Origin of the sequence: Serratia sp. CY38905, from assembly GCF_052168875.1 — a bacterium.
GTDB lineage: Bacteria > Pseudomonadota > Gammaproteobacteria > Enterobacterales > Enterobacteriaceae > Serratia > Serratia sarumanii.
Genome location: NZ_JBJNLV010000002.1, coordinates 590,667 through 601,950 on the forward strand (window position 1 = coordinate 590,667; position 11,284 = coordinate 601,950).

Annotated in this window: 14 protein-coding genes; 4 read left to right on the plus strand and 10 right to left on the minus strand. The window is 56.1% G+C overall.

The genetic code is table 11. The features are described 5' to 3' along the window. Positions 1–70: 70 nt before the first annotated feature. Positions 71–1,996, minus strand: a complete 1,926-nt coding sequence (gene mrdA / locus ACJ8MK_RS09475; protein WP_060446034.1) for a penicillin-binding protein 2 — start codon at positions 1,994–1,996, stop codon at positions 71–73. 294 nt (positions 1,997–2,290) lie between these two features. Here mrdA and ACJ8MK_RS09480 point away from each other — a divergent pair, with 294 nt between their 5' ends. Next, positions 2,291–2,572 (plus strand): YjcB family protein, encoded by a 282-nt coding sequence (locus ACJ8MK_RS09480; protein WP_033634498.1) that lies wholly within the window; start codon positions 2,291–2,293, stop codon positions 2,570–2,572. A gap of 37 nt (positions 2,573–2,609) precedes the next feature. On the opposite strand, the gene ACJ8MK_RS09485 is transcribed toward ACJ8MK_RS09480, so the two are convergent. Continuing rightward, positions 2,610–3,059, minus strand: coding sequence for a MarR family winged helix-turn-helix transcriptional regulator (locus ACJ8MK_RS09485; RefSeq protein WP_033634497.1), 450 nt, complete (start codon positions 3,057–3,059; stop codon positions 2,610–2,612). Between the two features lie 225 nt (positions 3,060–3,284). Between ACJ8MK_RS09485 and ACJ8MK_RS09490 the strand changes: the two genes are divergently transcribed. Then, complete coding sequence (locus ACJ8MK_RS09490; RefSeq protein ID WP_039566203.1) at positions 3,285–4,484, plus strand: multidrug efflux MFS transporter; 1,200 nt, start codon at positions 3,285–3,287, stop codon at positions 4,482–4,484. Positions 4,485–4,655: 171 nt separating this feature from the next. Here ACJ8MK_RS09490 and ACJ8MK_RS09495 read toward each other — a convergent pair whose 3' ends face one another. From ACJ8MK_RS09495 to ACJ8MK_RS09510, 4 genes are all read right to left on the minus strand, one after another. Continuing rightward, complete coding sequence (locus ACJ8MK_RS09495; RefSeq protein ID WP_033648272.1) at positions 4,656–5,147, minus strand: nuclear transport factor 2 family protein; 492 nt, start codon at positions 5,145–5,147, stop codon at positions 4,656–4,658. Between the two features lie 9 nt (positions 5,148–5,156). Beyond that, on the minus strand, positions 5,157–5,609 hold the full coding sequence (locus tag ACJ8MK_RS09500) for a MoaF-related domain-containing protein (RefSeq protein WP_204275775.1): 453 nt from the start codon (positions 5,607–5,609) through the stop codon (positions 5,157–5,159). 310 nt (positions 5,610–5,919) lie between these two features. Then, positions 5,920–6,354 (minus strand): glyoxalase/bleomycin resistance/dioxygenase family protein, encoded by a 435-nt coding sequence (locus tag ACJ8MK_RS09505; protein ID WP_060420630.1) that lies wholly within the window; start codon positions 6,352–6,354, stop codon positions 5,920–5,922. A 17-nt stretch (positions 6,355–6,371) separates the two neighbouring features. Continuing rightward, positions 6,372–7,223 carry an AraC family transcriptional regulator gene (locus ACJ8MK_RS09510; RefSeq protein WP_442517686.1) on the minus strand — a complete coding sequence of 284 codons (852 nt, stop codon included), beginning with the start codon at positions 7,221–7,223 and terminating at the stop codon, positions 6,372–6,374. A 181-nt stretch (positions 7,224–7,404) separates the two neighbouring features. Between ACJ8MK_RS09510 and ACJ8MK_RS09515 the strand changes: the two genes are divergently transcribed. Together ACJ8MK_RS09515 and ACJ8MK_RS09520 are read left to right on the plus strand one after the other, a co-directional pair. Continuing rightward, positions 7,405–8,322 carry a DMT family transporter gene (locus ACJ8MK_RS09515; RefSeq protein WP_440481620.1) on the plus strand — a complete coding sequence of 306 codons (918 nt, stop codon included), beginning with the start codon at positions 7,405–7,407 and terminating at the stop codon, positions 8,320–8,322. A gap of 54 nt (positions 8,323–8,376) precedes the next feature. Continuing rightward, positions 8,377–9,273, plus strand: a complete 897-nt coding sequence (locus ACJ8MK_RS09520; RefSeq protein ID WP_440481621.1) for a PhzF family phenazine biosynthesis protein — start codon at positions 8,377–8,379, stop codon at positions 9,271–9,273. A gap of 66 nt (positions 9,274–9,339) precedes the next feature. Here the strand turns inward: ACJ8MK_RS09520 and ACJ8MK_RS09525 are convergent, their stop codons facing one another. The 4 genes from ACJ8MK_RS09525 to ACJ8MK_RS09540 form a co-directional block, all read right to left on the minus strand. Next, positions 9,340–9,720 (minus strand): hypothetical protein, encoded by a 381-nt coding sequence (locus ACJ8MK_RS09525; protein ID WP_033655011.1) that lies wholly within the window; start codon positions 9,718–9,720, stop codon positions 9,340–9,342. 91 nt (positions 9,721–9,811) lie between these two features. Beyond that, a complete protein-coding gene (locus ACJ8MK_RS09530) occupies positions 9,812–10,222 on the minus strand; it encodes a hypothetical protein (protein WP_033655010.1) in 411 nt (136 codons plus the stop codon). Between the two features lie 3 nt (positions 10,223–10,225). Next, complete coding sequence (locus ACJ8MK_RS09535) at positions 10,226–10,684, minus strand: hypothetical protein (protein WP_072008444.1); 459 nt, start codon at positions 10,682–10,684, stop codon at positions 10,226–10,228. 141 nt (positions 10,685–10,825) lie between these two features. Continuing rightward, on the minus strand, positions 10,826–11,164 hold the full coding sequence (locus ACJ8MK_RS09540) for a hypothetical protein (RefSeq protein ID WP_442517687.1): 339 nt from the start codon (positions 11,162–11,164) through the stop codon (positions 10,826–10,828). Between the last annotated feature and the right edge of the window lie 120 nt (positions 11,165–11,284).

Below are 11,284 nucleotides of genomic sequence, written 5' to 3' on the forward strand. Positions count from 1 at the left end.
GTTATTTCAGTCTACCTTGCCGGAAATGGTCAGGAGATTGCAGTTTGTAAGAAAGTAAAAACAAACCGCCTCACCGTTGCACATCGGCACTGTCGTTTAACTGCGGTTTACTTTGCCCCGCATCGCCGGGCTGCGGCGCGTTGGCCGGGTCAAAAATATGGTCGAGGATGGCGCGCGCGGTCGGCCCCGCCACCACGCCGTTACCGCCGCCGTTTTCCAGGATCAGCGCCATCGCCACCCGTGGGTTTTTGTAAGGCGCGAACAGCGTATAGAAGATGTGATCGCGCAGCCGCACCGGGATCATTTTGGCGTTGTAGGTCTGGTTTTGCTTCAGGCTGAACACCTGCGAAGTGCCGGATTTGGCGGCGATCTGATACGGCGCGGTGTGGAACAGCTTGTACCCGGTGCCGTTCGGCAGATTGGCCATGCCGTACATGCCATTGCGCACGATGCCCCAGTAAGGCGAATGGGGATCGCCGATCTGCGCCGTTTTCGCCGGCGGCGGGTAGCGCGTCACCCGGTTGCCCTGCTGCAGCGAATACAGCAGGTGCGGCGTTTTCACCTGGCCGTTGTTGATCAGCGTGGTCAGCGCTTTCACCATCTGGATCGGCGTCGCCACCCAATACCCTTGGCCGATGCCCACCGAAACCGTATCCCCCTGATACCACCCTTTTTTGTGCACCTTCAGCTTCCAGTCGCGGCTCGGCAGCACGCCGCGGTACTCTTCGTTCAGATCGATGCCGGTGGACTGGCCGTAGCCGAACTGGCTCAGCCAGTGGTGGATACGATCGATGCCCATCTCATACGCCACCTGATAAAAGAAGGTGTCGGCGGATTCCTCGATCGCTTTGGTGACGTTGAGCATGCCGTGGCCGGTTTTCAGCCAGTCGCGGTAGCGGCGCTCGGTGCCGGGCAGCGTCCAGGTCGGCGCGCCGAAAAAGGTGGTGGTGGGCGTGATCACCCCGGCGAACAGCGCCGAAACGGCCATGTAGGGCTTCACCGTCGACGCCGGCGGGTATAAGCCCTGGGTGACGCGGTTGATCAGCGGCAAATCCGGGTTGGTCAGCAGCGCCTTATAGGCCTGATAGCCGATGCCTTTGACGAAAGGATTGGGATCGTAGCTGGGGCTGGAAACCATCGCCAGGATGCCGCCGTCGCGCGGATCTTCCACCACCACCGCGGCGCGCTGCCCCTTCAGCACCGATTCAATGTACTGCTGCAGCGGCAGATCCAGCGTCAGGTAGATGTTCTTGCCGGCCTTCGGCGGCTGCTCTTTCAGCAGGCGGATCACGCGACCGTGATTATCCACCTCCACCTCCTGATAGCCGGTGGTGCCGTGCAGTTCGGCCTCGTAATAAGCCTCGATGCCCTGTTTGCCGATGTTGCGGTCGGCGGCATAGTTCTCGCTCAGCCCGGCCTTGTCCAGGCGTTTGAGATCGCTGTCGTTGATCTTCGACACATAGCCCAGCACGTGCGCCAGCTGGGCGCCGTAAGGATATTCACGCTGTTGATAGGTATCGATCGTCACCCCGTCGAAACGGTATTGATTGACGGCAAAGCGCGCCACCTCGGTGTCGCTCAGCCCGGCTTTGAGCGTCACCGGTTTGTAGCGGCTGTTGTGGTGCATGTCGTCGCGAAACGCGCTGATGTCTTCCGGCGTCAGGTCGACGATCGGCGTTAGCGCCTGCAGCAGCGCCGCCATGTCGCTGATTTTGCTGGGCGTGATCTCGATACGATACAGTGTCACGTTTCGCACTAAAGGCGTGCCGTTGCGATCGAAGATCAGCCCCCGGCTGGGGGCGATCGGCAGCATTTTGATGTCGTTCTGGTTGGAGCGCGTCTGGTAAAAGCCGTGCTGGCGGATTTGCAGCCGGTAGAGGTTGACGATCAGCGCGCCGAAACAGACCACCACCAGCGCCAGCGCCACGCCTGCCCGGCGGATAAACAGCCTCTCTTCCGCAGAGTGGTCGCGAATTGTTTCTTTTAACAGGGCCATGCGGTGCCGATACCTTTTGCGTCACATTTCCCCGCAAAATCAGGGAACTGAAAAGCCGGCAAGCATAGCGTTATCGGGCGCACCGCCCCATGAAAAGGTTGCTAATGAAATGGCATAACTGTTTCAGCATATTGGAATGTTACCGGCGGCGTTTTTTTCACCGCGCTTCCCATTGAGCCGCCGTTCGCCCCAATGCTACAATGTGATCTGAATCACAATATTCCCGATATTTCCCCGCATTTCCCTGTCGGCGCCCTGCCGGATGCGGATTTTTGTTACATAGGATCGAGTTCGATGAGTACCATTGCCACCGGTTTAGTCATGATGCGCTGGGAGTTGCTGAGCGCCGTGATGATGTTCTTCGCCAGCCAGTTAAACGTCGTTTGCCGTAAAACCAGCCGCAACGGCATGGCGTTCATGTTCAGCAGCCTGGGCCTGTTTACCGCCTGCTGGTTCGTGATGGGCCTGATGGGCATCCACCTCACCCTGGAAGCTTTCACCCAATTCTGGTCATCGGCCTGGGATCGCTACGTGGACGTGGTCAGTACCATGCCGGTCGATTGGCCGATGCCGTAACCTCGTCGCGGGGGCGGCGCACCGGCCGCCCCGCCGACTATTCCGTTTCCGCTGACGGCGCCGCCGCCAGCCGCGCCATCAAGGCCCCCGCCTCAATCAACAGCGCCTGCTCCCGCTCCGTTAAACAGTTTTCCATCGCCGCCAGCAACCACGCCTCGCGCCGGGTACGGCTCTCCTGCAGCAGGCCAAGCCCGGCGGGCGTCAGGCGCACCCGCACCCGGCGTTTGTCTTCGGCATCCGGCGTGCGCACCAGCAGCCCATCGGCCTCCAGCTCACGCAACGCGGCCGCCAGGTTTGAGGAACGCATGCGCTCCGATTCCGCCAGCAGCGACGGCGTCGCCTCGCCGCCGTGGCGATCGATAGCCCCCAACAGCATCAGCTGGGCCCAGGATTTCTCGTCGCTGCGCGATTCGCGCCGCATACGGCGCACCAGCGACATTAACTGCGTGCGCAGCAGCGTCACGTCTTCAGGGTGATCTTTTTTCATTGGCATCAATCTAGCGTTCAGTTTATCTCTGCTTTCACACCGCCGGATCGCGCGGCTCTGGCTTAACCCAATTACCTATGATAATATAGCTATTAATATATAGCAAAAAGACACTGCGTCGGCAGGGTTACGTTTGCTCACGCATTGCCTCTCGCCGATTAATTAGCAGTGTTATTATTATTTGCTAAATAAATCGCTCCTTATTCAACGTGGTACGGTAAGCCGATGGAAGCGTGGAAAGTCAATCTGATCTCGGTCTGGCTCGGGTGTTTCTTCACCGGGCTGGCGATGAGCCAAATCCTCCCTTTTCTGCCGCTGTACGTCGAACAGCTCGGCGTCAGCGATCACCAATCCCTCAGCCTGTGGTCCGGGCTGGTGTTCAGCGGCACCTTTTTGGTCTCGGCGGTGGTGTCGCCGCTGTGGGGCAGCCTGGCCGACCGCAAAGGCCGCAAGCTGATGCTGCTGCGCGCCTCGCTGGGCATGGCGATCGTCATCGCGCTGCAGGGGCTGGCCACCAACGTCTGGCAGCTGTTCGCGCTGCGCGCCCTGATGGGGCTGACGTCCGGCTATATTCCCAACGCCATGGCGCTGGTCGCCTCGCAGGTGCCGCGCGATAAAAGCGGCTGGGCGCTTGGCACGCTTTCTACCGGGCAGATCTCCGGCGTGATCGCCGGGCCGCTGCTGGGCGGGCTGATGGCCGACCATCTGGGGCTGCGGGTAGTGTTTTTCGTCACCGCCGGGCTGATGTTCGTCAGCTTCCTGGTGACGCTGTTCCTGATTAAAGAGCGGCGCATCACGGTGAAAAAAGCGGATCAGCTGAGCGGCAAGGCAGTGTTCCGTTCGCTGCCCTATCCGACGCTGATCCTCACCCTGTTCGTTTGCACCCTGATGATCCAGCTGGCCAACTCGTCCATCAGCCCGATCCTGACGTTGTTCATTCGCGAGCTGTCCGGCGACGTCAGCAATATCGCCTTTGTCAGCGGCATGATCGCCGCCGTACCCGGCATTGCAGCGCTGATCTCGGCGCCGCGCCTCGGGCGGCTCGGCGATCGCATCGGCACCGCGCGCATCCTGATCGCCGCGCTGCTGTTCACCACCGGCCTGTTCGCCGTGATGGCCTGGGTAAATACGCCGCTGCAGCTGGGCATTCTGCGTTTCCTGCTCGGCTTCGCCGACGGCGCGCTGATGCCGGCGGTGCAGGCGCTGCTGCTGAAGTATTCCTCCGATCAGGTGACCGGGCGCATCTTCGGCTATAACCAATCCTTTATGTATCTGGGCAACGTGGTTGGCCCGCTGCTGGGATCGGGCATTTCGGCGATGATGGGATTCCGCTGGGTGTTCGCGGTGACGGCGGTGTTGGTGCTTTGCAATGCGCTGCAGCTGCGCCATCAGTTCAAAAAAGTGGAGAGCCAACGCGCGGGATAACGGGGAATGCGGGGAAACGCCTCAAGCAGTGGTGGGACAATGACGCCCATCAACCGTGCCACCACTGCCAAAGGCGGCCGTAGCCTACTCGACGCGGCGATCGTTTGGTATTTATGTAAGTAAATAAAGTGTTGCGGGCGTGTTGAGGGCCGCCGCAGCGGCCCTTGCGGATCAGAACATGGTATTGTCGTTGGCCGATTTTTCCGGCACATCCTGATTGACGTCCCAATGCTCGGTGATTTTCCCCTGATCGTTCACCCGGTAAATATCCACGCTGGCAGTGCCGCGATCCTGCGGGTTATTTTGGTATTTGACGTGAACGTAGACCAAATCGCCGTTGACCGCGCTGCGGTATATTTTGGCGCTGTACTGCGGATTGTCTTTAAAGGTCTGGCTGAAGAAATCCAGGAACGGCTTGATGCCGTCGCCGACGAACGGGTTATGCTGCTTGTAGTTTTCCACAATCAGCTTCTGCGCCACGCCGATGTCGTGGCGATTGAAAAAGCCCGCGTACAGGTCTTCCACCACCTTCAGCTTCTGCTGAGCATGATGATAACCGCCTTTGCCGGCCGATTTGTCAGACGCCGCCTGATCCGTCGACAGCGCCGGGTAACTCGCCAGCAAGCCGCCGACGATCGCACAGGTGATCAATGCCTTTTTCATAACTGCTCCTTATTTTCCTGAGTGACCTACGATTTTCAGCTGCCCTTTCAGATGGGTGAAGCTGCCATCCTTGGCGGCGATGTTGGTGTACACCTCGCCGCGCTCAAAGTCCTCGATATGCGTCACGTTGTCGCCGGACTGCGGCTCATGCCAATAGACCATATAGACCTTTGGCCGGATCTCCACCGCGGTGTACTGCACGGTGTCGGTGATGCCCTGCGACGCCTCGCCGATACCGGTGAACGTCATGGTCTTGTCATCGGTAAAATCCAGCTTGAAGGCGAAATCGCCGAAGGTCACCTGCACCACTTTACCGACCGCAATGAACTGCCCGTGTTTTTCCGTCATCGTTGCCGCCTTACTGTTAGTCAGGGAGGGTTGCGCCGCCGTAGCGGCGGGTAATGCGAGGGGGAAAGTCAGGGCTATCGCCAGCGCGATGCCCGTTCTCTTCACTGTTTTCATCGTTCCTTCTCCTTTCCGTGGTTGAAAACGAGAATCATTATCATCACTTGGCAATGGGCAGAAATATAAGAATAATCTCTATTCCTATCAGGCACCTGGCGGCGAAAAAAGACGGCGAAAAATCGCCGCGGAATGGCATGGCAATAGCGCGTTCTGGCCATTGGTTTTTACGCAATGAACGGAATTTCTGCTTTCAGGAAGGGAAACTGCTCGGAGATTTGATGGGTCTATAGCGCAGATCGCTTTAAGCTAATGCGTATTTGTTCTTAAGCCGCCCACCCCCGAAAGGCGGCGGCGAACGGCGTCGCGTTTAACGCAGCCAGGGCGTATAGGTGACGCCGACCAGCAATCCTTCCGGGCTGAGCAAACGGGTAACGCTCTGCCCCCACGGCTCTTCGCGGTTGGCGACCAACAGCCGATAACCGCGATCGACCAGCCCCTGGGTGGCGGCCGCCATGTCGGCCACGTCGAACTCGATCCACGCCTGCGGCAGCGCGAGATCCGCCGGCCAGCGATCGTCGCCAAAGCAGGACTGCGCCGCCTGCGCCAGCGGCCACAGGGCGAAATGCTTCACGCCGTCCAGCGCGCCTTGCTCCGACAGCAGATAGGTTTCGTTGCCCGGCATCGGCTTGAGCGGCAGCCCCAGCGCCTCGACATAAAACGCCTTGCTCTCGTCGCTCTCACGCGTGATGGGCCCGAATCCGGCGACAAACAACACGCCCAGCCCGGCAAACTGTTGATCCATGCTGCACTCCCTTTCGGTTAGCGCCCCTGCCGCACCTGCAGCGGAGCAAATCCATAGGCCACCTTGAAGCGGTTGCTGAAGTGGCTGGCGGAGCTGAAGCCGCACGCCAGCGCGATCTCGGTGATCGGCTGTTGGCTGTGCCGCAGCAGCCGTGCACGCATCACAAACTGGTGCGGCGCCAGCCCGGTGGCGTGCTTGAACATGCGGGCGAAATGGTATTCGCTCAACCCGGCCTGCGCCGCCAGATCCGCCAACAGCAAAGGCCGATCGAGGTGGTTTTCGATATATTCCCGCACCCGCCTGGCCACCGCAGGCGCCAGGCCGCCGCGCGCCTGCGGCAGCTTCCACTGCAACTGACTGTAACGCTGGATCAGATGCGACATCAGCAGGTTCGACGCGCTGCTGAGCGCCAGCAGATTGGCGCTGTCCCGCCAGTCGCAGTTGAGCAAAAACTGGCGATACAGCAGCGTGATCTGCGGATCTTCGCCGAAGCTGCGCGGCTCTACGTTGATCGCCGCCGGGCTGCGATCCCAGGTCTGCTCCGCCAGCTGCCGCAGATGCCCGTCGGTGCAATACAGGTGCACGAACGACAGATCGCTGCGCACGTCCCAGGTGGAGGCGTATTGGCGCGGCATGATGCAGAACCGATCCGGCCCGCCGCCGTTGCGCCAGCCGCCCGGCACCTGCTGGTAGCACTCATAGCCGTCGGCGACGTACAGGCTCAGGGTATGGTGGTCGGCGCTTTCCTGCGTGACGCGATCGTTGCAGTTGGACCAGGCGGCCAGCTCCACGCCGGTGCCCAGCAGCACGCTGCCGTGCAGCCGCGCCTTGTGCTCACGCAGTGTTTCAAACGCCTGATAGTTGGACATCGCCGGCCCCGTTGTTCGACATGCCGACAGTGTAAAGAGTGGCGCCGCCGCATACCAGCCGCCGCCCCGCGCTTTTGGCAAAAAAAGCGCAAGAATATGCAACTGGCCGCAAAGCGCTGCAAGCGCCGCCGCGCGCCAAAGCGGATACTGCGCCATCGGTTTTTTCGGAGTAACAAATAGAATGAATGCGCTGTTGTACCTCGCCGTGGTGCTGATTTGGGGCACCACCTGGATTGCGATCACCCTGCAACAGGAAGGCCCGGTGGCCATTCCCGTCTCGATCGCTTACCGCTTCGCCATTTCCGCCGCGGTGATGTTCGCCGTGCTGCTGCTAACGCGCCGCCTGCGCCGCCTCGCCCCGCGCGATCATCTGTTCTGCGTGCTGCAGGGCTGCTGCGTGTTCGGCTTCAACTTCTTCTGCTTCTACCACGCGGCCGCCTACATCAGCAGCGGGCTGGAATCGGTGATCTTCTCGATGGCGGTACTGTTCAACGCCCTCAACAGCCTGCTGTTTTTCCGCCAGCGCCCCAGCCCCAACCTGCTGCCGGCGGCGCTGCTGGGGTTGACCGGCATCGTGGCGCTGTTTTGGCAAGATCTGGCCGCCACCCGCATGGCGCCGGAGCTGCTCAAAGGCATCGGCCTGAGCGCGCTCGGCACCTACGGCTTCTCGCTGGGCAACATGATCAGCACGCGCCATCAGCGCCGCGGGCTGGATATCTTTTCCACCAACACCTACGCCATGACCTACGGCGCGCTGTTGATGGCGCTGATCGCCCTGGCGCAGGGCGCATCGTTCCAGATCGAATTCAGCAGCCGCTATATCGGCTCCCTGCTGTACCTGGCGATTTTCGGATCGGTGATCGCCTTCGCCGCCTACTTCAGCCTGCTCGGCCGCATCGGCGCCGGCGCGGCGGCTTACAGCACCCTGCTGTTCCCGCTGGTGGCGCTGACCATCTCGACGATCTACGAAGGCTACCAGTGGCACTTCAACGCCGTGCTGGGGCTGTGCCTGATTCTGCTGGGCAACCTGGTGATGTTCGCCAAGCCGGGGCTGAGATGGCGACGGGCAGGTATGCCAAAACAAAATTCAACCCTTTGAAGCCATTGGCGAATATCGTTATCATCAGGTTTTGTTGATAACGGATGATGGCCAATGCTCAGAAGCGATGATGTGACACCCCGTGCCTACAAACAGGTGGACGTTTTCACCGCCACGCCGCTGCTCGGCAATCCCGTGGCGGTGGTGCTGGAAGCCGAAGGGCTGAACGACGCGCAGATGCTGGCATTGGCCCGTTGGACCAACCTTTCGGAAACCACCTTTGTGCTTAAACCGGCGCACCCGGCGGCGGATTATAAGGTGCGCATCTTCACTACCGAAAAGGAGCTGCCCTTCGCCGGCCACCCAACGCTCGGCACCGCCCACGCCCTGCTGGAAGCCGGATTGGCGCCTAAACGCCCCAGAACGGTGATGCAGGAATGCGGCGTCGGCCTGGTGGCGATCAACATCCTGCCGGAAGGCGCATTGGCGTTCGCCGCGCCCGAAGTCAGTTTTCGTGCGATGGCGGTTGAGGAAACAGAACGGCTGATGGCCGCTTTACAGCCGGCGGTGATTGAAGCCGATACCCTGCCGGTTATTGTCGAGATGGGCATCCGCTGGCTGATGGTGCGCCTGCCGGATGCGCAATCTTGCCTGGCGGTGATGCCGGATCAGGCCATGATCGAACGGTTGCAAACCGCCTGTGATGTGGATGGCGTAGTGATTTATGGCGCCTGTTCTGCGGCCGAACCGGCAGATTACGAAATGCGCGCATTTATGGTGGAATGCGGCGCCTTGATCGAAGATCCGGTAACGGGCAGCGCCAACGCCTGCCTGGCGCGCTTGCTGAAGGCCAACCGCTTCCCCGACGGCGACCGAACCGCGCAGGGCTACCTGGTGCGCCAGGGCACCCAACTGAAGCGAGATGGCCGCGTGAGCGTGCGCTTTATTGACGGCGAGCCCTGGATCGGCGGGCAGTGCTGCACCCTGATTAACGGCACATTGGGTATTTAGTTTGGAGATGTAGGATAAGGAAGGCGTTGGACATTTGGAGGGGTGTTTACCCTATCGGATCGCGATTCATGAATTGCTAAAAACAAAGCTTTCCTCTGCTAAGTTATGTTCTTTCCTATGTTGCACATCCCAGTCAAAGTAGCCATAAGGCTGTTTGGATTCTACGCCTTTCAGCCAATACTGTTCACCATAAGCTATCAGCATTGCCCAATGATATTCAATTTCATGGCTCCTGAGACAGACAGCCGTATAACTGTTGATAGGCTTGCACACTAAGCTCGATGATAAAACCAATAACTCCGCGTCACTTTCAGACTTTTGCGCATATTTAACAATGACCGCTTTAAGCATTTCCACCCAAGTATAAAAATTGAAAACTACAGTTTCATTCGAGCCATTCTCATCTCGAAAAAGGATACCATCAACCAGACTAGATTTGTTAATCATTGGTAATCTCCATCCTTAATATTAGTTTTAAAGCAATCAATGTCAATTAGATAAATACTACTCATTTAACTCCTGATGATCCCAGGTTTTTCTATGAAATCAAAAAACCAAAGAAATTCTTTGGCTCTAAATGCAGTGAACTTTCATGGTCACCATCTTTATATCTTACAATGAATACTGAGAACGGCTTTTCACTATAATCCACTGCAACTATTTTAACTTCCCGTTCAGTTTTAAACGCTTGTGAATAGATTGACATCATAGAAAATTGATCATCCACATCTACCTCAAACCACGGAGCGATGTTTTCAACCAAATGTGAATTAACAACCCCATCATCATCAATGTAAAATTCAAATATAACCTCACCAGATATAAAGTAAACCCTGTCATACATCGGGTGAAAAACCGGCGGCATATCCGAATCTATGTAGCCAGTGACAACTATATCACTGACCCCAAATTTAATCACATGCTCACTAAACTTACTCACATACTCCATAAGCTATCGCCAGAATGAAAAATCAGATACGAAAATTTCGTTTATTGTCAATCCACTAGGAATATGGCTTATCGCATCGGCGATTTCATCATATGGAGGTGGGAGTATAAACGAAACGCCAAAGTCATCATTAATAATGATTGAACCATTGTATATTTTCTGTGAAACCGTCAGCTTGATTACATCTGTTATTTCCATTCCGGGGGATATGATTTCGTTGTAACTCCCATTATAATAAGAATTACATCCAAGTGATAAAATAATACCGTCTTTATCAGTTACGACGGTCAAAGTATTGTCGACTATATATGACTTTCGCTCACTCCCGTCAGGTAGGAAGTGGGTTTTAATCTTAACGCTAAATCTGGAGTGCATCTCATTAATATATAATGAAATATTTTCATTTAGAACGACATTCCCTATAGAAGCACCCGAAACAATTCTAGCGTTAAAATCAATCATGTTAGATACCGTAATATTAAATTATTTATCAATGTGTACGGATGGATATTTGAAAATTATCAAATCTGCTCGTTTAGATACTTTTCATTCTAAACATTCAGAACCGACTGAGAATTGTCGGCTCTAGCAACATCACTTATTTTAATCATTAAAAACTAGAGTGTTTCTCTCAAGATTGTGATCTTTTATATAGCTATCCTCCCATTCAAAATAATCATCCGGTGCTGTACGAGGAAAACCCTTCTCAAAATATCTATCACCATGTGACATTACCATACCCCAATAATATTCATCCTCATGACCTAACATACAGGCCTCCATGAAATTCTTGGGTGGTGTCGTAAACATAGGTGTATTGTTAATTATGTAACTTGCTTCCTCTTCACTTTTTCTTCCATAAAAAACAATTACTCCATAAATAATATGGACCCAAGAATAAAAATTCATAATGACACTTTCATTTTTATTGGATTCATTCACAAACACCAATCCATCTTTTAGTTCATTTCGTTCAATCTTGTTTGCAAATATTTACATTTATTTGATTATTGAAGAATTTTTTAGCTTTTATCCCTTAAATACTCATTGCGCTTTGGTATA